The sequence below is a fragment of the Paenibacillus allorhizoplanae genome (assembly GCF_927798215.1).
Classification (GTDB): domain Bacteria; phylum Bacillota; class Bacilli; order Paenibacillales; family NBRC-103111; genus Paenibacillus_E; species Paenibacillus_E allorhizoplanae.
Genome location: NZ_CAKMMW010000001.1, coordinates 218451 through 243477, shown reverse-complemented (window position 1 = coordinate 243477; position 25027 = coordinate 218451). Strand labels below are relative to the sequence as shown.

The 25027-nt window shown below is 45.4% G+C and carries 16 protein-coding genes; 14 read left to right on the top strand and 2 right to left on the bottom strand.

Annotated features, from left to right (window positions below):
- Positions 1-6: 6 nt before the first annotated feature.
- Positions 7-2370: an AraC family transcriptional regulator gene (locus tag L6I86_RS00885; RefSeq protein ID WP_236284031.1), complete on the top strand. Its 2364-nt coding sequence runs from the start codon at positions 7-9 to the stop codon at positions 2368-2370.
- Positions 2371-3323: 953 nt separating this feature from the next.
- Here L6I86_RS00885 and L6I86_RS00880 read toward each other — a convergent pair.
- Positions 3324-4016 carry an endonuclease domain-containing protein gene (locus tag L6I86_RS00880; RefSeq protein ID WP_236284030.1) on the bottom strand — a complete coding sequence of 231 codons (693 nt, stop codon included), beginning with the start codon at positions 4014-4016 and terminating at the stop codon, positions 3324-3326.
- A 302-nt stretch (positions 4017-4318) separates the two neighbouring features.
- Here L6I86_RS00880 and L6I86_RS00875 point away from each other — a divergent pair, with 302 nt between their 5' ends.
- The 13 genes from L6I86_RS00875 (at position 4319) to L6I86_RS00815 (ending at position 24075) form a co-directional block, all read left to right on the top strand.
- Positions 4319-5230, top strand: coding sequence for an ABC transporter permease (locus L6I86_RS00875; protein ID WP_236284029.1), 912 nt, complete (start codon positions 4319-4321; stop codon positions 5228-5230).
- A gap of 12 nt (positions 5231-5242) precedes the next feature.
- Entirely contained in the window at positions 5243-6145 is a 903-nt protein-coding gene (locus tag L6I86_RS00870) for a carbohydrate ABC transporter permease (RefSeq protein ID WP_236284028.1), read from the top strand.
- Between the two features lie 86 nt (positions 6146-6231).
- On the top strand, positions 6232-7797 hold the full coding sequence (locus L6I86_RS00865) for a DUF3502 domain-containing protein (RefSeq protein WP_236284027.1): 1566 nt from the start codon (positions 6232-6234) through the stop codon (positions 7795-7797).
- 97 nt (positions 7798-7894) lie between these two features.
- Entirely contained in the window at positions 7895-11161 is a 3267-nt protein-coding gene (locus tag L6I86_RS00860) for a glycoside hydrolase family 99-like domain-containing protein (RefSeq protein WP_236284355.1), read from the top strand.
- A gap of 157 nt (positions 11162-11318) precedes the next feature.
- The gene (locus L6I86_RS00855; protein ID WP_236284026.1) at positions 11319-12398 is read left to right on the top strand and encodes a Gfo/Idh/MocA family protein; all 1080 of its coding nucleotides are present in this window, start codon (positions 11319-11321) and stop codon (positions 12396-12398) included.
- A gap of 28 nt (positions 12399-12426) precedes the next feature.
- The gene (locus L6I86_RS00850; protein WP_236284025.1) at positions 12427-13527 is read left to right on the top strand and encodes a glycoside hydrolase family 172 protein; all 1101 of its coding nucleotides are present in this window, start codon (positions 12427-12429) and stop codon (positions 13525-13527) included.
- A 119-nt stretch (positions 13528-13646) separates the two neighbouring features.
- On the top strand, positions 13647-17297 hold the full coding sequence (locus L6I86_RS00845) for a carbohydrate binding domain-containing protein (RefSeq protein ID WP_236284354.1): 3651 nt from the start codon (positions 13647-13649) through the stop codon (positions 17295-17297).
- 315 nt (positions 17298-17612) lie between these two features.
- Positions 17613-18698, top strand: coding sequence for a Gfo/Idh/MocA family protein (locus L6I86_RS00840; protein WP_236284024.1), 1086 nt, complete (start codon positions 17613-17615; stop codon positions 18696-18698).
- 19 nt (positions 18699-18717) lie between these two features.
- A complete protein-coding gene (locus tag L6I86_RS00835) occupies positions 18718-19707 on the top strand; it encodes an acetylxylan esterase (RefSeq protein ID WP_236284023.1) in 990 nt (329 codons plus the stop codon).
- A complete protein-coding gene (locus tag L6I86_RS00830) occupies positions 19685-19825 on the top strand; it encodes a hypothetical protein (RefSeq protein ID WP_236284022.1) in 141 nt (46 codons plus the stop codon). The genes L6I86_RS00835 and L6I86_RS00830 overlap by 23 nt, the downstream gene beginning before the upstream one ends.
- Positions 19826-20665: 840 nt before the next feature.
- On the top strand, positions 20666-21685 hold the full coding sequence (locus L6I86_RS00825) for a LacI family DNA-binding transcriptional regulator (RefSeq protein ID WP_236284021.1): 1020 nt from the start codon (positions 20666-20668) through the stop codon (positions 21683-21685).
- 86 nt (positions 21686-21771) lie between these two features.
- Positions 21772-22863: a Gfo/Idh/MocA family protein gene (locus tag L6I86_RS00820; RefSeq protein ID WP_236284020.1), complete on the top strand. Its 1092-nt coding sequence runs from the start codon at positions 21772-21774 to the stop codon at positions 22861-22863.
- 42 nt (positions 22864-22905) lie between these two features.
- A complete protein-coding gene (locus tag L6I86_RS00815) occupies positions 22906-24075 on the top strand; it encodes a Gfo/Idh/MocA family protein (protein WP_236284019.1) in 1170 nt (389 codons plus the stop codon).
- A gap of 32 nt (positions 24076-24107) precedes the next feature.
- Here the strand turns inward: L6I86_RS00815 and L6I86_RS00810 are convergent, their stop codons facing one another.
- Entirely contained in the window at positions 24108-24980 is an 873-nt protein-coding gene (locus L6I86_RS00810; RefSeq protein WP_236284018.1) for an AraC family transcriptional regulator, read from the bottom strand.
- Positions 24981-25027: the final 47 nt, after the last annotated feature.

Sequence of the window (25027 nt, the reverse complement as noted above, 5' to 3'; positions counted from 1 at the left end):
ATTTTGATGAAGCGAAAATGGTTTGGAACCAAAACGTATTTTGCAAGAATGGTATTGTGGATTAGCGCGGCGGTGCTGCTGCTAGTCCTTGTTCTTTCTCTGGTTGAATACATAAGTACGCAGAAGCTGTTACTTCGGAATGAGTCTTCGTCCAATCAGAAAATTTTGTATCAGATCGAATACAATATGGACGTGATGGATGAATCTATCCAAAACCTTAGCAAATTTCTATTTGTAAATGGTGATGTGGCTTCGATTATGTATGCAAAAACGGAAAATATGGCTGATGTCGCCACCCGATTGAATACAGTTGTAACTTCCTTGGTGACTGCGAATCCATATATCCATTCGGTCAGTATCTATAACCGCAATCTAGATCAATTTTATAATGTGGGAAGTTCCATTTTCTTCAAAGATCCTTTTGTAGATGGCTTTTATAATGCTAATCAAATGCTGCCTATTTTGAAACCCGTCATTCGCAATATCCAAAATCTGGTGAACGGGAAAACGGTGCCAGAGCGGGTATTCTCGTATTTTATTTATAGTTCATCGATTAATAACCCGAAACCTGATGGGGTCGTTGTCGTCAATGTCAAACCCGAGTGGCTCATTAATAATATCGTAAAGATCAATTCCATTGATCCTAAAAAGGGCGATCGGGTGTATGTGCTGGATGATGCTGGTGAATTCCTTGAAAGCAACAACGATCAAGTCGAATATAAAATGTGGTTGAAAAATGAATATATGAAATACGCCACATCGCATGTGGATGCTCAAAAAAATGGATTTTTCCAAAGTAAGTATGAGGGGGAAAAGCTTTACGTTACGTATGTGATCGAGAAAGAAACAGGCTTAACACTGATCAAAACTCAGCCTGTTAATCAGGTGTTTCAATCCATTGAGCGGCTGAAAACTACCATCGTACTCATTACACTTATCTTTGTTGTTCTTGCGTTGATCCTGTCATTCAGTATTTCACGCAGAATTTACAAGCCATTCGATAAATTGGTTCACACGATTATGTCGGACCGATTGGGTCACTCGCAATTGGAAGAGGTCGACACGATCGATGAAATTAATTATCTAGGAACCGTGTATAAACAATCGATGGTGAAGCTGGAGCATTTTAATCAAGAGAAGTTTCGGTATCAAAATGTGATGAAAAACTATTGGTTGAACCGGATTATAAGTGACGGTTTGACACTTAGCAGTTCCGAGCTGAAGCCTATATTTGCAGAAATGCGCATCGTGCTTCCACTGGAAGGCCCGTATGCCCTGCTTATTTTGAAAATTGACAAATACAAAGATTTCAAACAAAACTTTCATGCCAAAGATCAGGAAACCATCCGTTATGCCATCAGCAACATCGCTTCTGAAATCGTTGGACGGGTATATCCGAACGAAGGACTAGATATGATGGATGATCAAGTGGTGTTAATCGTTCGCATTCCAGAAGAGGAGCAAGCTTACTTACACACCATTCACACGTTAATGCAGGAAGTGCAAGAAAATGTCTTTCAGTACTTTAAAGTCACATTTTCTTGCATGGTGAGTGACACGGTATATGCATTGAACGAATTAGCTAACTTGTATAATCAATCGTTGAACCAAGCGATGTACCGCTTTATTCTTGGTCATTCCAGCATCATCACGTCCGATCTGATTAAGCGAAATAGTGAGAATAAGCAAATGAGCTATGATCGCAACCTGGAGGAGACTTTTCTGCACGCTTTGAAAGCAGGAAATGCTTCACTTACAGGCGAACATTTGGAACAAATTTTCAACGAGATTGGAGCTTTGAGCTATAATAATGCCTTAGTTTCGGTGATTCGATTCGTGGATTTAGTGAAAGATACACTCGTGGAAACGAAGTTTTCAGCAACATCGAATTTGTCATCGGCGATCTCCGCAATCAGTCGGAACCTCCTCGAGAAGGAAACCATCGAAGAGATTCGAGATCTGCTACAGACTGCTTTGAAGGATGCCATGGCGAACGACCGTACTGACAAGCATAATGAACACAATTATTACATTGTCGATGCCATAAAAGAATATATCCATCTGAATTATCGCGATCTATCGCTCAACCTGCCTTCCATTGCTGCAACCATGAAAATCTCTGCAAGGCAACTAAGTAAAATCTTCCGAGAGTCGATGGATATCTCCATTCCGGACTATATAAATAAATTGCGGATGGAGAAAGCTGCTGAGCTGCTGGTCGATCAACAAATCAGTGTGCGTGAAATTGTGGAACAGGTCGGTTTTGTGAACGAAAGTTATTTCTTCAGCTTATTTAAGAAAAGGTTCCACGTTACGCCACGGGAATACGCCCTACAGAAGAAGACAGTTAAGCTGTATCAAGCGGATTAATGTGTCGTTCGGCAAAAGTTAAATAAATGCGAATCAGGCAGGGCTAACGCTCTGTCTTTTTTCGTGCATTGCCTCCTCTGGCGTGGCTAGATGTGCTGTGCACGATGTGAAAGCAGCGGTTGAAAGTGCTGGGCGCCTTAACCAACCCGCTCCCCGTCAACTACATATGAGACGAAACGCCAACGTGAGCGTTCGAAAATAGCAGTCTCATACGCGCATCATCCTCATGTTCACTCCGAGCCTCCGAAAAATGTACGCTCAGAGAAACAAACTAGTAAAGAGACGAAACGCCAACGTGAGCAGTCGAAAATAGCAGTCTCAGAAGTGCATCATCCTCACGTTCACTCTGAGGCGCCGAAAAATGCACGCTCAGCGCAACAAACTAGTCAAAGTGACGAAATGCCAACGTGAGCGGTCGAGAATAGCAGTCTCATACGCACATCATCCTCACGTCACTCTTAGCCGCCAAAAAATGCACGCTCAGCTAAACAAACAAGTCAATGAGACGAAACGCCAACGTGAGCGGTCGAAAATAGCAGTCTCAGAAGCGTATCATCCTCATGTTCACCCCGAGCCGCCGAAAAATGCACGCTCAGCTAAACAAACTAGCCAAAGAAACGAAAAGCCAACGCGAGAGGTCGAAAACAGCCGTCTCAGAAGCGCATCATCCTCACAATCACTCCGAGCCGTCGAAAACTGCACGCTCAGCGAAACAAATTAGTCAAAGAGACGAAAAGCCAACGCGAGCGGTCGAAAATAGCCGTCTCAGAGGCACAACATCCTCACGTTCACTCCAAGCCGCCGAAAAATGCACGCTCAGCGAAACAAACTAGCCGAAGAAACGAAAAGCCAACGCAAGCGGTCGAAAACAGCAGTCTCAGAAGCACAACATCCTCACATTCACTCTGAGCCGCCGAAAACTGCACTCGAGAAAGTAAAATCAACTCGTGACTTCAAATCACATGATGATTAGCTTCCCAAATACCTAACGCATAATCATGTAATTTGTAACTACGTACACAAGACGTTCCTTTTCCTGCAGGCTGGAGAAGGGACTTTTTGCACATGCTTTTGAGCATAAGACATGACTTCCGATTACTGATTTCGAGCAGTTTACTAACGTGTAATGGTTTGATTGGTGAATCATTAGAAAGAGCTAATCGAATGATTTCTTTCTCAAGAGCATTCATCGGAATAGATGCAGCTTGAGCAACACCAAGGAATCGGCCCATGAATTGTTGGAGCATTTGTATACACATACGTGGGCGATCTTTGAGATCGTCATAGGTAAACCGTAGTATTTTCCAACCGTCTAGGGTGAGGTGGTTCTGGCGGATTAGCTGATCAGCAAATTGAGAACGGCTTAATTGTACATGTGTTGTAAAGCCATCAATTTCAATGGCAAGTTTGAGGGATTGCCGTATGAATGCGAAGTCGATGAAACGTGTGCCATCGCGGAAATCCTTTACTTCATACTCAGGATGAAGAAACTCAAAATGGTCAAATGCAGGAAACCAAACTTTCTCAAGAAATAGTTTCTCTGCGTGCCCAAGCCCTTCAAGGAGTCGACGGTGCCGTTCGCCAGTGCGTAACTTAAGATGTTTGTCGACATAGGTATCATATAAGCTGATAAACGGTATTTTCATGAACTATGCCCCCTGGAAATAAATAAGCCGCCTCCCGAGCCAGCATGAGCTGAACTTGGAAAAGCGGCGTGTGCTTCACAACCGTTATGTAAGTTTTGCAACGGGAGTAAATATACCATAATTTACTAAAATAATCTACTGCTCCAAAAACAAGACTTTTACTTCAATCACAGTCTGTATTTTCAGCTGTTTGTGCATGATTTTGAAGAGTTTTTCCTAGGTTGCAATATACAATCCCACCAATTTTAACTACGATTTGATTGTGAATCGCGACATGGCAACCAAGTAGGAGGTGAGAACGAATGCAAAGAGCAATTAAGATTTTTAGAAAAAATAGCGGGTTATCCTTACTGGCTTTGCCAGGGCTCATACTCATTATTATTTTGGATTATGTGCCATTGTATGGATTACTGTTGCCGTTTAAGCAGTATCAATTCGATCTAGGGATCTGGAATAGCCCTTGGGTGGGATTGCGAAACTTTGATTTCTTGTTTAATGGTAACGTTCTAATTCGAGTGTTAAGAAATACGATTCTCTACAATTTGGTTTTTATAGTGCTCGGAACGTTTTTCTCTGTTGGCTTTGCGCTGCTGTTGTTTGAACTAAACCGTAAATTTGTCAAAGTGTATCAGACGATTATGTTTGTTCCCTATTTTATCTCCTGGGTTGTGGCAGGGTTTGCTTTTAAAGCGTTGCTCGATATGGATTATGGTGTTTTCAACCAAGTGTTGACGGCCTTGGGCAAGGATCCGATCATGTGGTACAACGAACCGAAGTATTGGCCAGTACTCCTTGTTGCTGCTGCCGTATGGAAGGGGTTAGGCTACGGATCAGTCATTTACTACGCATCGCTAATGGGAATTGATGCTGAATATTTCGAAGCGGCCAAGATCGATGGCGCAAGCCGATTGCGTCAGGTGATCTCCATTTCCATACCGATGCTCAAACCGATGATCATTATGTTAACGATTCTACATATCGGAAGTATGTTCTACAGTGATTTCGGATTGTTCTACAATGTCACGTTAAACTCGACGTTACTCTATCCGACTACGGACGTCCTTGATACATTCGTATACAGATCATTGATTGATATGGGGGATATCGGTATGTCGTCTGCTGCGGGATTCTTCCAATCCATTGTCGGCTTCGTATTGGTTCTAATGACGAACTTCATCGTTCGCCGAGTCAATGCGGAAAATGCGCTATTCTAAGGAGCATGAACTATGAGCAAACCTATGGCTTTACGAAATACGAGTGCAGTCACACAAACATGGATTCATGTCATTTTTATCGTGGTCTGCGTGGCATGTCTCTACCCCTTTCTCGTTATTGTGGCGACTTCATTTCAGTCCGAGAACAGTATTGTTCAGAACGGCTATTCAATCATTCCTAATGAGTTTAATCTGGATGCCTATCGGGTAATCTTGGTCGAGCCGAAGCAGTTGTTGAATTCGTATGTAGTTACCATTGTAACCACGTTGATTGGAACAATTGTCGGTCTGTGGGTGACGACTTCCTATGCGTTTGCCATCTCACGGCATGACTATGCGTACCGAGGGATTCTCGCTTTTCTCATTTTCTTCACGATGCTTTTTAAGGGAGGGCTCGTACCTTCTTACATCCTAATTTCCAAATGGCTAGGTCTGCAGAACAATATTTTGGCTCTGATTGTGCCTTATTTGATCAGTGGATGGTTTGTTCTGCTTATGAAAGGTTTTCTGCAAGCGCTACCGAACGCTCTCTTTGAATCAGCCAAAATGGATGGAGCGGGCGAGACGCGAATTTTCATTCAACTCGTGCTGCCTTTATCGTTGCCTGCACTGGCAACGGTCGGACTGTTCTTCGTTCTACAGTATTGGAACGATTGGTGGCTGACTCTGTTGTATGTCGATAGCAAGGATATGCTGAAGCTTCAATACCTGCTGATCCGAGTTCTACGGAATATGGAATTCTTAAATAGTGCGGAGGCCATCCAATATGGACTCGTGAAGCCTGGTATGGTAGTTCCTTCGCTCAGTGCTCGCATGGCGATGTGTGTGCTTGCTGCGGGTCCGATGCTTGTGGTATTTCCCTTTTTCCAAAGATTCTTCGTCCGCGGTTTGACCGTTGGTTCGGTGAAAGGGTAGTATCCCAGCTACTGTGCTATTGCGCAGTAACTGTTTTATATAGCATGATAAGAGTAAATGGAAGATGATACGGGAGGGACTTAAAAATGAGTCAGCTAAAAACCAGAAAATTCAAAGTGTTAGGAACTACCTTACCCCTTGTTTTGACGATACCTGTAGTGTTAAGCGCTTGCAGCAGCTCCACTTCCACTCCTAGTCCTAACAGTACAACGGCGCCTGCAACATCCGCTCAAGCAACACCAAAAGCAGCGGAACCTGCCAAGGAATTTGTAAATCTGAATTGGTATATGCAGAGTCCGATTAACAGCGAAACAGATCAAGAGGCTGTCGAAGCAGTTGCAAATAAGATGTTGAAAGAAAGCATTAACGCCAGCTTGCACTTTAATTTTATTGACAATGCGAGCTGGGAACAGAAAATGAGCTTAATGAACTCAACGGGCACGAAATATGATATCGCTTTCTCAACGTCTGGATCGAATAAATTTATGAACAATGTGAAAATGGGTTCTATCCTGCCATTAAATGATCTTTTGGATAAATATGGTCCTGATATCAAGAAAAAGGTCGATCCACGTGCTTGGGAAGCCGTAACGTTTGATGGGAAAATTTATGCCATCCCAGGCCAAACGCCGTATTCGGATGCTCATAGTTGGGTATTTAAGAAGGATATTGCAGAGAAATATAAATTTGACACGACTAAAGTTACAACGTTGAAAAGTATTGAGCCATACTTAGAGATTATTAAAAAGAATGAGCCGAGCATGACACCATTGTTGGTCACAGGAAAAGTGGCGGCGATCGGAACGAGTTTGTATCACTATAACAATCTAGGAAATAACGTGTTTTATGACGAGAGATCAGGTAAACTGGTTAATCCGCTAGAAGCGGAAGACAACGTAGACGTTTATCGAACGATGAACGATTTCTATAAGAAAGGCTATGTAGCGAAAGATGCTGCAATCAAAACTGATTTCATAGCGGAAGCCAAATCAGGAAAATATGCGGTTCTGGAGGATTCGGGCGGTTATACCGCAGATGGCTCCAAATCGACAGCGCTTTTCGGTTACCCGACACTTGAAACGAAGTACGGTCAAACCTTGATTACAACAGGTGCTATAACCAGTGCGATGGCTGTAATTAGTAAAACGTCCGAACATCCAGATCGTGCCATTATGCTTCTCAATGAAATTTGGAAGAATCCGACCTTGTCCAATACATTGGCTTATGGGGTCGAGGGTAAAAACTATACCGTTAAGTCTGGTGCAGGAACACCTCAAGTTTCCATTACGGCTAAATCCGGCGCGGAGCAAACTTGGGCGATCTGGCATAACTGGCTTGGACCACTTTGGGATCAATGGGATTCCAACTGGAACTCTACTGCTGCTCTGAAGGTTATGCAAGATAACAACAAGAACGCAACTGCTTCCAAAATTGTTGGCTTCACGTTTAATCCAGATCCGGTTAAAGCAGAAATTGCGCAAATAAGCGCAATTGCCAAAGAGGTAAATCCTGTACTCATCACAGGTTCAATGAATGATTTCGATGCTTTCCTTGCGCAAGCAAAGAAAAAGTATGTCGATGCCGGTTATGACAAAGTGATGGTGGAAATGCAGAAACAGTTGGATGAATGGAAAACCATCAACAAAAAGTAGGTGAGGAAGACAAGGACAACGGCCGGTCTGGGTTTCAATATGAAGCTCACATCGGCCGTATCTATGAACACATACTAAGGAGGTAAAAATTGTGAGAATGCCTATGAAATGGGTTGTTCAACTCATTCTTCCGTTGTTAGTTTGTTTATTCGGTATGACAATTGCCCTCAATAAAGCAGAGGCAGAAGGCGGACCAGTCGACATTGGCTATTTGCTGGATGAGAATTTCTCTTTCCTCTTTACGGCTCCAAACAACGTCTATCAACCTTCTGGGTGGGATATTCAGCGCAATGGAGGTAATGTGACTTACAGCTACAACAACTATATGAAAATTAGTGATACTAGTGCTTCGCTTCCCGTAACATTTTTCCATAAGATACTCACACAAACGGCAGGAACGGTTACGCTAGAATATCGGTTCAAACCAACAACCATCATGGATGGAATGAAATGGCAGCTGCGAAATGACAACACGCCATCCGTGAGTATAGCGACTTACAATAATAATCTTGTGTTGGAAACGCCTTCAGGCATACAAGTTTTACAGACCTATGCACCTAATACGGAATATGGTGTGAAAGTGATAGCCAATATCTCTACGGATAAAGCAGATATTTACGTCAATGGCGCGTTGAAGGTCAGTCAAGCCGATTTTACCCAAGCGACCAACCAGATCAACGGATTCTGGATGCAAACGGGTGCGGTTTCTACTGGAGAAGTCATTGTAACGCCAGTGAAAATATATAAAGGATACAACGTTAATGAAACGTTCATTTCTACGATGACGAACGTGCCAACGGATTGGCAGATTGTGAATACAGGCGGCTTAATTGAAGTCGCAGAAAACAAAAGCGCGACACGCCCCGATATTTACAGCTTGAAACTAGACGGTTCAGGTTCTGCTAACGGCGTTAGCATCTCTAAAACGATTCCCATACAAACAGAGGATCAGGTATTTGAATTCAAGATGCTCATTCCTTCCAAAGCAGATGGTTTAACCTTCGAATTGCAAGGTGATGGCAAAAGCGCGTTAAAGCTTGTTACGGCGAATGGAAAGTTAAACTATATCAACCGTGGAGGAAAGCAAGTTCCCTTCTATGATTACCAAGCGAATATCTGGTACGCCATCAAGGTTAAGATTACGGACAAGGATAAATCGTACATCTATTTGAATGGGAAACTGCTTGTGGATAAAATCCCGAGTACCTCCAAGGTTAATGGCATCGGGCAATTGCGATTCTACTCACCACCAGGTACCGGCAAGCTAATGTGGCTGGATGATATTAAACTATATGAAGACAAACCGCTTCCGAGCGATTATGTACCTGCTCCCGTAGTGCCACAATCAGAAGGCTATGAAGTCGGGGCTCAATCTTGCTCGATGTGGAGAGAAGGAAGCCATCTTGGTTGGGATACCGTTAATCCGTACCCAGATCGCAAACCTTACCTTGGCTATTATGATGAAGGAAATCCGGAAGCGGCCGATTGGGAAATTAAGTGGATGGTGGAACATGGCATCACTTTCGAGAACTACTGCTGGTTCCGACCACGAGGCAACGAAGGCTTGCCGATCAAAGATCCGTATCTAGGTTATGCACTGCATGACGGATATTTGAATGCGAAGTACAGCGATAAAATGAAATTTATCATTACATGGGAGAACTCCAGCTCCTATTCGAAGAACAGTGAAGACTTCCGGACGAATATCGTACCTTATTGGATTGAGTACTATTTCAAAGATCCTCGGTATCTAAAAATTGACAATAAACCTGTCATCTCCATTTATCAGTTGAGTGGCATGGTGCGGGATTTCGGTAACGTGGCAAACGCCCAAGCCGAAATCAATTATTTACGATTAGCTGTGCAAGCGGCCGGATTCGATGATGTCATTGTTATTACAGTTAGCAACAGCACGGACGTTCAGAAATTAACCGAATTGCAAACAACTGGATTTGATGCGGCTTATACGTATTCATTTGGCGCACTCGAGTCGCATGCTGCTCTTCAAGAACAAAACATGGTTAAGCAGAAGGATTTAGGCATTATTGATATTATACCTACGCTCAGCATGGGCCGAGATGACACAGCGTGGACCAATAAGCCGGGCTATTGGACGACACCTAGCGAATTTCTATCGCTTGCCACATGGGCGAAGAACACGTTTATTCCTTCTTTGTCTGCTTCCAGTTTAGGTAAGAAGGTCATTATGCTGGACAATTGGAATGAGTTTGGTGAAGGACATTATCTGATGCCTTCTGGTCTGCATGGTTTTGACTATTTGGATGCGCTTCGAAGCACCTTTACCATGGGAGGCAATCACGCCGATAGTCAGCCTACACTTGCGCAAACGAACAGAATTAACGTGCTGTACCCAACAGATCGACACGTACCAGTGGTGTGGCCGCCACTACCTCCAGCACCACCGATCACAACCTATTATTCTGACCAGTGGGAGTTTAATGTGGACGGAGATAGTGAGGGGTGGAGCGCCACGAAACAAGTTAGCAATTTGACAGTATCGGGAGGGAATTATTCCGGTACGACAACAGGCATCGATCCAGGCATTGTTTCAGCGGATCATTTGGGAATAGCTGCAGCGGATGCCGCTTATCTCCAAATTGGGATGACCACAAGCTTAGGAGCTAGTGGACAGATTTATTTTATTACTGAAGCAGATGGTGTTTGGAGTGAAAATAAAGTGATCAGATTCTATGTGGAGCATGATGGCGAGAATCAGTTTGTGTACAACATACCGATGTATCAGCAGACGGGATGGCAAGGAACGATACGACAAATTCGGGTAGATATGCTGAATGATCCCGGTTCATTTAGCATCGATTATATTCGAACCGTTGACCCGGTTGAGGGAATCACGCCCCCGCCAAATCCAGATCCTGAGCCAACGCTAGGTCCGAATTTAGTCGTCGATCCTGGTTTTGAAGACAGTATCACGCATTATTCCGGGTACAGCATTCAGCAACAATTGAAGACGACAGAACATCATAGTGGGGCACAAGCCTTACAAATTACGAAAACGAATAATTATGGCAGCTTCCAGATTCCGCTCAATATTGCCAAAGGTGAAGCTTATCATTATTCAGCTTGGGCCAAATTGAATCCGGATTCAACATCCGGAAAGGTATTGCGATTAGGCATACAATATAAGCTGAATGGCGTACTGAAGCAGCTTATTATGTTGTCAAGCCCTGGCCTGGATACAACCAGTTGGAAGCAAGTTACAGGGAATTATACGATTAATGAAGTCGGTACGGTAACCGATGTGGCTATGTTTATTTACACTGACGCACCTGCACAAATGGATACGTACTATCTGGATGATGTTGAAGTAAGAAAGGTTTCCTAGTTTGGTTCCTTCGTTCATAGCGACCGATGCTGTTTCAATCTTTCATCGAAATCGCATCGGTGGCTTCAAGCAACGGAGGTGTCATCTCTGTCGCCGAAAATGATAGCGCAACCAAACCAGACGTATGAATTAAGTCAACACTCGGGAGGGAAAAGAGATGAAACAAGTTGAGAAACCAACTGTAGAAAAAAGTATCAAGCCAATTCGTGTTGGTATAGCAGGGCTGGGGCGGGCTGGATGGAATGCCCATTATGGGGAATTGAAACATAAGCCCGAGCAGTTTATCGTGACGGCAGTGACAGATCCGATTGCCTTACGGCGCCAAACTGCGGAAGAAAACGGGATCCGCGCGTATGAGACGATTGAAGAGATGGTGCAAGATCCGGAGATCGAGTTAGTGGATATCGCGACTCGCTCCAGTGACCACTACGCCCACGGAATGCTCGCGTTAGCCGCAGGCAAGGATATTCAGATCGAAAAACCGTTTGCACAAACCTATGAAGAAGCGCTCGAGCTTTGCAAGGCAGCGGAAGCAGGCGGCAGACGTATCTTCATCCGTCATAACCGGCGATTTGATCCTGATTTCCTGCACGTGAGTGAAATTATCGCTAGCGGTATTCTAGGCGATGTCTATCAGATTCGTCTCACGCGGCATAATTATCAGCGCCGTGCGGACTGGCAGACGATTAAAGCTTATGGCGGCGGGCAGCTGTTAAATTGGGGGCCGCACATTATTGATCATGGGCTACAGCTACTGAAAAGTCCTGTGAAGCAGGTGTGGAGCGATCTGAAGCATGTCGTAGCTGCGGGAAATGCAGAAGATCATTTGAAAATTATTATGGCTGGAGAAAACGGGCGTATTGTTGATTTGGAGATAAGCGGCGGAATCGCAATCAACTCACCTACTTATATGGTGTATGGAACGAAAGGAGCCCTTTCGCTAACTGATAACGACATTCATCTTCGCTACTTGGATCCTGATGTGCCGCTTGCTAAATTGGTAGCTAATCCGGGAACACCTGGAGAAGCGTTCGGCAAGACGGGCACTTATGAATCCAGCGAACAGTTGGTATGGATCGAAAAGCGTATACCAGTGAAACCATCTCAAACCTTCAATATTTGGGATGAGTTGTATGCCGCTTATCGGCTTGATCAGCCTTTTCCAATTCGGATGGAAGAAGCGCTTGAAGTTGTTCGTATCATCGACGAAGTGAAGAAAGGCACAGATTTCGCGTGAAGTCACTCCATGTAAAGAGGTGTTACCTATGAACCTACAATCAGGCAATGGAAGTGAGTTAGCCGCCGCTTCACTTGTAACGAATGCCCGAAGTCGTTCCATCTCGCCTGAGAATCCGAACGGTGATAAAGGGCAAGGAGGGCAAGCAGCAAACCATCTTGGCATCGGCCGCAAAGGGCGTCCTTGTATTGCTATTCAGGCAGGTGAAACGGTCACAATAGCCAACATACAAGGGCCTGGTGTTCTACAGCATTTCTGGGTAACGGTCACAGATAAACTTCACCATCGTGCTCAGGAAGGCAGCTATATCCTGCGTGACCTAGTGATTCGCATGTATTGGGATGATGAAGACGCGCCATCTGTGGAAGTACCTTTAGGAGATTTCTTCTGTAATGGCTTTGGGATTAGGACGAATGTCAATTCAATGCCAATCTCCGTGAATCCAACTGGCGGCATGAATAGTTATTTCTCGATGCCGTTCCACAAATCCGCGAGAATCACCATCGAGAACCAACATACGGAAGATATTCATGGTTTTTTCTATACATTCAATTACACATTGGTCGATGAATTGCCTGCGAATGCAGCGTATTTTCATGCACAATGGCGAAGGATGCGCCAGACGGAACTGGGGCAGGACTTTACGATTCTGGATGGTGTGGAAGGCGCCGGGCATTATATTGGCACCTATCTGGCTTGGGCTACGTTGGAGCGGAATTGGTGGGGGGAAGGCGAGATCAAGTTCTTCCTAGATGGAGACACGGATTGGCCAACCATTTGTGGAACGGGAACCGAGGATTACGTTGGAGGTGCCTGGTGTTTTGCGGGCGAGACAGAACCTGAGTCGTATTCAACGCCTTTTCTCGGGTACAAATACTACAAGGATTCCGCCAAAATAGATCGTGAATATGGGAGTAAAGTTCCCATGCATGGGTTGTATCGTTGGCATTTGCCTGATCCCATTCGTTTCCAAAGTGATCTCAAGGTCACGATCCAAGTGATCGGTCACGATAGTAAGGGGCTGTTTGAACGATCAGATGATATTTCATCAGTGGCTTATTGGTATCAACTTGAGCCTCATGTGTCTTTTCCTGCATTACCCCCATCTACACATAGATGGCCGAGATAAAACCTACCTAACACTCCTTCACCTACGATGGCATCGACTCGCTCGGAACAACGTAAGCAAAGGAGTTATTTTCATTACGAGAGGAGATTATGATGTTGATAAGATCAATCTTGACAAGAGTGGTTCTCATCTGTGCGGTTGTCATGAGTATATTCCTTCTTTCTTCTTTATTCTCAACAGCGGTGAAAGCAGAAGGGGGGCCAGTTCAGGTCGGTTACTTGTTGGATGAGAACTTCTCCTTCCTACAAGCCAAGCCAGATGCGACATACACGGCGACCGGTTGGGATGTGAACCAAAGCGGCGGCAGTATGACGTACTCCTACAACAACTACATGAAGCTCAGCGATACCAGCTCCACGCTTCCGGTGACGATGTATCATACATTCGTTACGCAAACATCCGGCATTGTCGTCTGGGAATTTCGTTTCAAGCCTGGCGCGATCATTGATGGGCTTGGGTGGCAGTTGCGCAGCGATACAACTGCAGCCGTAAGTATCTCCACGAGCTCTAATCAGTTCGTACTGAATACGTCCTCAGGCGCGCAAAACTTACTGACCTACACCGCTAATACGGAATATGGCTTTAAGGTTGTCGCGAACATCGATACCGACAAGACGGATGTCTATGTGAACGGCGTACTAAAGGCCAGCGCTGCGAATTTCACTCAAAGCGTTAGTCAACTGAACGGCATGTATATGCAAACAGGTGGAGCATCTACGGGTGACGTCTACATCACGCCAATTCAGATTTACAAAGGCTATTCAGTGAATGAGAAATTCATTTCCACGATGACGAATGTGCCTGCGGATTGGACGGCGACTAATTCGGGTGGTGTTATCGCTGTCGAGCAGAACAAGAGTGCCACGAGCCCAGACGTATACAGTCTGAAATTGGATGGATCTGCATCCACAAGTGGTGTGGCCTTATCCAAAACCGTCTCCGCGCTTAGTGATGATGAGATTTTCCAATTCAAAGTCTTGATTCCAACGAAAGCGGACGGCATGGTCTTCGAATTAAAAAGCGGCAGTTCAAGCGCTGTCAAGTTGACAACCGCCAGTGGACAGTTCAATTATGTCAACGGCTCAGGCACTTCAGTCCCCTTTTACAATTACAAAGCCAATGTCTGGTATGCCTTCATGGTCAAGGTGCATCCGTCAACGGATAAAGCCGACATCTATCTTAATGGAAAGCTGCTAGTTACGAATGCCGCATTCACGACAGCCATTACGAGCATCGATACGATTCGTTTCTTTGCGCCTAATGGTACGAACAAATTGATGTGGGTGGACGATATTGGGCTATACAAGGACTATCCACTCCCAGGAGACTATGTGCCTACTCCAGTGAAAGTTTCATCCCCTACGTATCAAATTGGGGTGCAATCTTGCTCCATGTGGCGAGAAGGCACGCATCTAGGTTGGGACGCGATAAACCCTTATCCGGAGCGCACGCCGCTGCTCGGTTTCTATGACGAAGGAAGTCCTGAGACTGCCGATTGGGAGATCAAGTGGAAGGTGGAGCATGGCGTCAATTTTGAGAATTATTGCTGGTTCCGTCCACGGGGCAACGAAGGCTTGCCAATTAAAGACCCTTACTTAGGGAGTGCACTTCACGACGGATTCTTCAATGCCAAGTACAGCAATCAAATGAATTTTACGATTATGTGGGAGAATACGAGTTCATTCTCGTCAGGAGCGGCTGATTTTGAGAACAATATCGTGCCGTATTGGATTGAATATTATTTCAAGGATCCTAGGTATTTGAAAATTGGCAATAAACCGGTCCTCTCCATCTATAAGCTGGACGGTTTGATTCGCGATTTCGGCAGTCTGACGGCTGCTACGAATGAGATCACTTACTTACGTACAGCGGTGCAAGCTGCTGGGTTTACGGATTTAATTCTGATTACACCGACTAGTTCCACGGATTCTACCTCGTTAAATAATTTGAATACAGCAGGGTTTGATTCTGTCTATGCGTATAACTTCGGCGGTGTGAATTCGCATATTAATCTGCAAGAGAAGGTCATGAATGACCAGAAGAACACAGGTATTCTCGATGTGATTCCGACACTCAGCATGGGGCGTGACGACTTCCCATGGCTCGGTAAGAGCGGGTATTGGACGTCGGTGACCGAGTTTAACACGTTAGCGAACTGGGCGAAGAACACGTTCATTCCATCTTTGCCAGCTGGCTCTCTCGGTAAGAGCATGATTATGCTTGACAATTGGAATGAATTTGGTGAAGGTCATTTCCTCATGCCAACGGGATTGCACGGTTTTGACTATATGGACACGATTCGAAGCACCTTTACCACAGGGGGAGCACATACCGACACGGTGCCAACACTCACGCAGAAGAATCGGATCAATGTCCTTTATCCAACGGATCGGGTCGTCAGTGAGGTTTGGCAGAAACCAGCTCTGACCGGAACCTATTCGAAGTCATGGGAATTTAACACAGCAGGAAACAGTGAGGGCTGGACAGATGTGAAGCAGATTAGCGGTCTAACAGTTGCTGGCGGCTCGTATAGTGGAACGTCAACCGGGACCGATCCAGGCATCGTTTCGGGTGATATGCTGGGGCTTGCTGCAAGTGATGCATCTTATTTGGATATCCGAATGATTAGCAGCGCGGAAGGGTCAGGCGTCATTTATTTTATCACGAATAGTGATACGACTTGGGATGAAGCGAAATCTGTGCAATTCTACATTGGGTCAAATGGCGGTAATCAGACACTTTATCATATCCCCATGTTTGAAAATGCGGCGTGGACAGGGACGATCCGTCAAATTCGTTTCGATTTGATGACCACCACGGGAACATTTAGCATTGACAGCATTCGAGCTGTCGATAGCTCAGGCATTGCGGTTGGCGCGAATCAAGTTGTTGATCCAAGCTTTGAAGACACCTACATGCATTATTCAGGCTGGGAAGTCACGCCGCAGTTAAGCAATGCCCAGATGCATACAGGCACACATTCCTTGAAGCTTACGAAGACGAACGCTTACGGCAGTCTAAACATGCCACTTGATGTGGTGAATGGCAAACCATTTTATTATTCCGCTTGGGGTAAACTGGCAACGGGATCTACGGCGGGGCAAGTGTTAAAGCTGGGACTTCAATACAATTTGGACGGGGTGCAGAAACAGGTCATCCTGACATCTAGTGCTGCATTGACGACGACTGCTTGGGCACAAGCGTCCAGTACGTATACGATTAATGAAACTGGATTAGTCAGCGATGTGAGGTTGCTTATTTACACGGATAATCCTGCTTTGTCAGAAGCGTTTTATCTGGATGATGTGGAAGTAAGGCCGGATTTCATTACGGATCCTGGTTTCGAAGACGCAGCGACCCATTACACAGGTTGGCAAATTAGCCAGTTGCTTTCGACTGCCGAGCATCATACCGGTGCACAATCAGTCAAAATCACGAAGTCGAATGGCTATGGCAGCCTTCAATTCCCACTGCCTGTGGTCAAAGGCGCGGCGTATATCTATTCCGCTTGGGCCAAATTGGCCACGGGGTCAACAGCTGGAGAATTCTTGCGATTGGGCATCCAGTATAAGTTGAATGGGGTACAGAAGCAAGTGACCATGCTGACAAGTGCTGGCCTGAGTACCTCAGCTTGGACGCAGGTGCAAGGGAATTACACCATTAGTGAAACAGGGACAGTGACCGATGTCGTCCTATTGGTTTACACCGATAATCCAGCGGCAACCGATTCTTTCTATTTAGATGATGTGAATGTACGAAGCGTACAGTAAGTGTCAAATGATAGTGTCAAAGCATAAATGATAGCATGGACCACGCCGAAGACGGGGTGGTCCGTCCTGACTCAGGGTTTGATGAGGATAGTGAAATAGAAGGCTATTAAAACTGATTTTGAAGATTTCGGCTTATTTTGCAGTGTTCTTGTAAGGGGATTGCACATCGATTCGAAGTAATCGACGCAAATTGAAATATACACCGACGCTCAACTATCGTACTGTTCAGGTAGATGCCGCTCTTCCACAATCGATTACTAGTTGTAGTGGAAGTAGCGTTCAATTTACGAAGTTAATCGGAGGTAGGTTATTGACATGAAGAAACTCAAAGTTGGGGTCATTGGGCTTGGTGAGGTTGCTCAAATAATTCATTTGCCGATCCTAGAATCACTAAGCGAATGTTATGAAATAGCTGCGATCTGTGATATATCTCCCGGTTTAGTGCAGTGGGCAGGTTCTCGATATGGTGTCCACCAGCAGTACACAGATGCATTGGAGCTCGTTAAGCAGTCGGATCTTGACGCTATTTTTATCTTAAATAGCAACGAGTATCATACGACATGTGCGATTGCTGCAATCGGCCAGAAGAAACATGTGTTTATTGAAAAACCGATGACGATGACCCAACAAGAGGCAGACGCCATCATAAAAGCACGAGATGAACATGGTGTGAAGGTCATGGTTGGCTATATGCGCCGGTATGCACCGGCATTTACACAGGCGGCCCAGGATGTCAGAGATATGGGGCGCATTCAATATGCGGTAATTCGTGGCATTATTGGGATGAATCATTTTTTTACGAATCAAACAAGCACTGTTCATCGCTTTACAGACATTCCGTCTGAAGCGGCTATCGAACGCAAAACCATCTCTCAACGATTAATGAAGCAAGCGATTGGTGAGGTTCCGCAGGAGATCTATAATGCCTATTCGTTGCTGCTTGGCTTAGGTTCACATGATATTTCAGCAATGCGCGAGCTTATTGGTGTCCCGAATCGCGTCGTTTCCGCTGTGCAATGGCAAGGGGGTTCGTGTATGGCAGCTACTTTCGAATACGATGGCTTCTACGCGACGTATGAAACGGGTCTAGATCAGAACCGACGTTTCGATGCCCATATCGAGGTGTTCGGATCCACGAAACAGTTGAAAATACAGTACAACACACCTTATATCCGGCATTTGCCAACGACCTTACATGTAGGTGAAACGGTTGGAGAAGCTTACGAGGAGCGGGTCCATCGGCCGACGTTTAAAGATCCTTACACCATCGAAATGGAAATTTTTCATGAATCCATCACGCAGGATAAGAGCCTGAAGACGACACCGGAAGACTATAAGCAGGATTTGACGATATTCAAAATGATGGTCGATCAAATGCTGATCACCTATAAGCCGCAATAGAGGGAGGATCATTTGACAAATGACGGTCATCGCGAAGCGAAAAAAAGAGTTAGCCAACTATCAGGCAGAGATCACGTTGGATTCGGTAGCCATCGATGCCTACTGGGACAATAAGTTGGAACAGCTTGGAAAGCTCCCGCTCGATATTCGAAGAGAGCAGTACCCCTCGTTATTTCCAGCAGTGAAGATCGATAAACTGACGTATCTCGGTCATGATGGGACGCCAATCCATGCCTGGTTCCTCGTTCCTGAACGTATGCGTGAGGGTGCTCCAGTTTCAGAGAAGCCGCCATGTGTTATTGTTTTTCCCGGCTATGGGGGAGATAAGGGATTGCCAGAGCGGCATGCCACATGGCTTCTGCTTGGTTACGTCGTGCTGGCGATTGATGCCAGAGGTCAGACCGGAGAGACGGGCAATCATATGCAAGATCAATGCGGTTCTGCTCATGGATGGGTGTCAAGAAACGTGTTGGATAAAGAAAATAGCTATTACATGGGGCTAGCAACGGATGTCGTACGAGCGGTAGAGGTTGCCTATCTTCAACCTGAAATTGATACGAGTCGGATCGCTGCAGTTGGCACGAGTCAAGGAGGCGGGATGGCCTTATTAGCTGGTGCGCTAAGTTCGAAGGTTACCGCGGTGGCCGCCAGTATTCCGAATATGTGCCACTTGGAGTATGGGGTGTTGAACTCGACGGGTTCCTTATCAGAGATCGCTAATTTGGTCAAACGGCACCCTGACAAACTGGAAGGGGTGTTAGCGACGTTATCCTATTTTGACATTGTAAATCTGGCTCACCGCATCCAAGTTCCCGTGTTAATGTCCGTAGGGTGGAAGGATATGATCTGCATGCCAGACACGGTCTATGCGGCATATAATCGCCTGACTTGTCCGAAACGCATCTACGATTATCCTTTCTCTGGTCATGAAACAGGGGAAGAACATCATCGGAGGGTTCATCTATTCATTCAAGAATGTTTTGGGCATGCAGGGTTGGAAATTGTCTGAGGATTGCTTCAGCCACGAGCAGGATCAGAACGATCCACGCATCGCGCATCCCTATATTGAAGATCCTGTTCGCATGACGTATGGGGATCTAAAACGTATCGTAACTTCCATTAAATGAGTTGTTGCGGATACGTTCGGCGTTTCCATGGAAGTTAGTTCGACGTTCGACGTGGGACCAGAGATTGCCTATTCGAAGACGGGACATGGATTTGGCGAAGGATTATAACTTCAAAATCACCTTGCTGATGTCGTGCATACAGCTGTGAAGCGTGAAAAAGTGCAAAAGTACAACCCTAAGCGTCAAACAGCCCCCACCTTGTTACCAAGTTGAAGGCAGTTTGGCGATTACGAATTGACGAAATGCTCGCACGAGACGTCCGAAATCGCAGGCTCAGTAGCACCTTTGCATCTATTCCCCTCCGAGACGTCGAAAATCGACTTCTCAGTCAAACAAATTAGCTAAATTGACGAAATGCTCGCGCGAGACGTCCGAAATCGCAGGCTCAGTAGCACCTTTGCACCAATTCCCCTCCGAGACGTCGAAAATCGACTTCACAGTCAAACAAATTAGCTGAATTGTCGAAATGCTCGCGCGAGACGTCCGAAATCGCAGGCTCCGTAGCCTCCTTCGCACTTATTCCCCTCCGAGCCGTCGAAAATCGACTTCTCAGTCAAACAAATTAGCTGAATTAACGAAATGCTCGCGCGAGACGTCCGAAATCGCAGGCTCAGTAGCACCTTTGCATCTATTCCCCTCCGAGCCGTCGAAAATCGACTTCTCAGTCAAATTTATGCATCAAACAGCCCCACCTTGTCTGCAAGTTGAGGGTTGTTTTAAGTTGTAACTAGTGCAAAAGCTGGGAGATATTTGGCGCTTACTTTCAAACTCATCATTGACTTCAAATGAAGAATGTGCGACCATAATCTAAACGTTTAGAATTTGTTGAGGTGTGAGTGAATGAAAGCTACCATCAAGGATGTAGCCAGAGAGGCGAAGGTATCTACTGCCACGGTTTCTTTCGTCGTCAATGGGATCGATAAGGTGAAGAAGAATACGAAAGAACGCGTTCTGCTAGCGATTCAGAAATTGAATTATGTCCCAGACCAAGCTGCACGAACGATGATTAAAAAGAAGACAAGGACGGTTGGCTTAATCGTACCGCTTCTGACGAACGAGTACTGGGCGGAGCTTGCTGAACAAATTCAAGAAGAACTTATTCTTCGGGGTTATACGCTGATGATTTGCACCGCAGGGATGAAGTCGGCTGAGCTTACGATCAACTCGCTGCTGGAAAGAAACGTGGATGGGGTTATTCTAGGTGGGCGAATCGTGAGTGATCCTGATGACCACTACATTCAGATGTTTATGGATCGTAGGATTCCACTCGTTTCGATTGCACCGATCCATAAGGATGTCACTTCCGTTTGGGGAGATAATTTGAACAGCTCCAGAGAAGTCGTGGAACATCTCATTCAACAAGGTCACACGAAAATTGCCTACATCGGATCGATGTCAACCGGTATTGGACGCGAGTTGGGCTATCGGAATGCGTTAGCTATCGCAGAAATACCAGTCGATGAAGCGCTTGTAAGAAACGGGAAATCCGAGGAAGTACACAATTTCAGTCAGTACGGCTATCAAACAATGAAGCAGCTAGTCGCGAACAAGTGTGAATTCACGGCATTATTTGGCGCGAATGATCTGATTGCCATAGGTGCGATCAAAGCGTTGCAGGAATCGGGACTTCGCGTTCCTCATGACGTGGCTGTCGCAGGGTTTGATGATATTGCTATGGCTGCGCTCTATAGTCCAGCCATAACGACAGTTAAGCAACCGATTGGTGAGATGGCAGGCTCAGTGGTTGCGGCACTCATTGAACAAATTGAACAACCCGATGGGCTATCCATCACACGAAAAATTACATTCCCGATGACAGTGGTCGTTCGCGAAAGCTCCATCTCCCCAAAAGGCGGATAAGAACTAACTGTATCGCTTTTATCATGAAATCTAAACGTTTAGATTATATCATCGGAAATCCCATTATTCTAAGGAGAGATATACGTATGACAGCGAAAACGTTAAACGTCGGCATTATCGGTCTTGGAGAAGTCGCGCAAGTGATTCATTTACCTGTACTAGAAACGCTTCCTAAACAGTTCCGCATCGCAGCTTTATGCGATATTTCGCCAAAGCTAGTAGCTCATTTAGGTGACAGATATAACGTAGAAAACCTATACACAGACGCTGCGGAGCTAGTCAAGCAACCGGATCTGGATATCGTTTTCGTGTTGAATAGTGATGAATACCATGCAGAATGTGCGATTGCAGCAGCTAATCATAAGAAGCATGTGTTAATCGAGAAGCCGATGTGTTTGACGGAGAGCGAAGCTGACGCCATTATCGAAGCTCAACACCGCAATGGGGTGAAAATCATGGTTGGCTATATGCGCAGATACGCGGCATCCTTCGTGGAAGCGGTAAAGCAAATTGGTGGCTTTGAGAATATCCAATATGCGAGAGTAAGGGATATCATTGGACCCAACCGCTTATTCGTTAAGCCAACGAGTCATGTCGTTTCCTTTGATGATATTCCGGAAGCGTTAAAGGCGGATAAACGTCATAGAAGTGAGAAATTAGTGAAGGACGCCACGGGTGTAGACGCGGATTCGCCAAATGGTCAGTTATATCGCCTACTTTGCGGCCTATCTAGCCATGATCTTTCCGCTATGCGCGAAGCGCTTGGTATGCCCAAAGGGATCGTTGGTGCTAAAGTAACGAACAATGGCAGTTTATTTTTGACGGCGATCTTCGATTACGATCAGTTTGCAGTTACGTTCGAAACGGGCACAGACGGTCAGGGACGCTTCGATGCTCATTTGGAAGTATATGCGACGCATAAATCTGTCCGTGTTCAATACGATACACCCTATATTCGCCATCTTCCTACGAAGCTCCATGTGCATGAAACGGTCGGCGAAGCCTATACTGAATCTGTGATTCGTCCTACTTGGACAGACTCGTACACCTTAGAGCTGCAATACCTGTACGACATCATTACGCAGGATTTAACACCGAAGACGACCCCAGAGGATTATAAGCAAGATCTTGTTATTTTCAAAATGATCATGGATGCGCTTTCGCGCAATAAAATCTAAACGTTTAAATATTGAAATGTTAACTGCTGAGAGGAGGAACTTATGCGTAAAATTACTGTAGGCATTATTGGAACAGGATTTATCGGACCTGCTCATATCGAAGCGATAAGAAGGCTGGGATTCGTCGAAGTTGTGGCTATCGCGGAATCTAATCTCGCTTCAGCCGAGAAGAAAGCTCAGCAGTTAGGCATTCCCAAAGCTTACGGAGATTATCGAGAACTGCTACAGAATCCGGACATCGAGGTTGTACACAACTGCACACCTAATTATCTTCATTTTCAAATTAATAAGGAGGCTATCTTAGCTGGCAAGCATATTTTGTCAGAGAAGCCCCTGGCGATCTCAAGTGTAGAGTCTGCGGAGCTAGTGGCTCTAGCGAAATCCAAGGGTATTGTACATGGCGTCAATTTCAATTATAGACAATTCCCAATTCTACGGCAGCTTGCCTCTATGATTCAACGGGATGATCTGGGGCCTATTCATCTTATTCATGGCAGTTATCTGCAGGACTGGTTGCTCTATGAAACCGACTATAATTGGCGACTTGCTCCGGAAATTGGCGGTACATCTAGAGCTGTTGCAGATATTGGCTCTCACTGGTGCGATACCATTCAATATGTCACAGGTAAAAAAGTGGTTGAAGTATTTGCCGATTTGGCAACGGTCATTCCGATCAGGAAAAAACCTATTCACCAAGTAACGACATATGCTTCTCAAGGGGGCACAGCGGTTGACTATGAGGATGCCGCCATTGTAACGGAAGACTATGCATCTGTTCTACTTCGCTTTGATGATGGGGCCAAAGGCGCCTTTTCCGTTTCACAAGTGAGTGCGGGAAGGAAGAATAAGCTTAGCTTTGAACTAAACGGCAGCAAAAAGTCTGCATTTTGGAACCAAGAAGAAGCCGAAAAGTTGTGGATCGGCCATCGAGACCAAGCTAATGAAGTGCTATTGGCTGACCCAGCCCTCTTTTTACAAGAAGCACGTTCAACCATCCATCATCCTGGGGGGCATAACGAAGGCTGGCCAGACTCGGTCAAGCATATGATGTTGCACTTCTATTCTTTCCTTAGGGAAGGGAAAGACCCGTTAACAGAGCAGGCTAACTTTGCGACCTTTGAGGATGGGCACTGCTCTATGTTGATTACTGAAGCCATATTGGATAGTTATGCGAAGGGGCAATGGGTGAAAGTAAAGCAGACTAGGGGATGACATAAGAGGATGTAACATATAGGTTATAACCTTCAATTCCTCCTGCGATACGTAGCCGGTGTTACACCTGTTTTCTCTTTAAATAGTCGATAGAACCTCTTTGGATCCTGAATCCCAACGGCTGCGGCGATATCTGCAATGGATAGGACGCGATTGGAAGGATCAGCCAATAGACGGCAGCTTTGGTTGATTCGCTCATGAGAGATCAGCTCCGAAAAGGACGCACCTGTATGTTCGGTAATAATGCGTTGTATTTGTCTTGTACCAATTCCCACCTCTTTAGCTAAGCTAGCTAAGGTAATCTTGTCAGCTAATCGGCTTCGAATCGACCTCAGGACAGCTTCCATTCTGTCTTGATTGGGAGAGGATGAAGCTTCTTCGTGTTCTATGGTGCGTCCCATGACGATGAGCAGCTGGAGGAGTAATCCGCACATCATGGTTTCGTAGCCAGTCCGCTTCTGTTGGAATTCACTTAATAGAGATGACATCACTTGTTCGAATTCTCCCGATTGTTCTCTCATTTGCAGCCATTGACCGCCATGCTGGGCCAGATCATTGAACCTGTACATGTGGTACTGCTCTGGCAGAATGGACGTAAGAAAATGAAATAGCGATGCGTCGAAGATGCAGTTGCCTATTCGCAGCGGCTTATTCGGATGAGGAGAGGAGGGGCGGAAGATATGAGAGATGCCAATTGGAATGAAAAATAAATCGCCTTTGCTGACGCGGATCGTCTGATCTCCTATATAGTGAAAGCCGCTCCCTTCCCATACATAGCTGATTTCATAGAAATCATGCAGATGTTCAGGGAGATCGAAATGTTCGTAAACTTTATTGACAAATATAGCAAATCCATTCTCAAAAAACTCTTCGCCTTTCTCAACGTGCATATCAGGTCTGCGCATAGGAACTCCTTTACTTCGTTTAGGATAATGTCATCATATACCTAGTG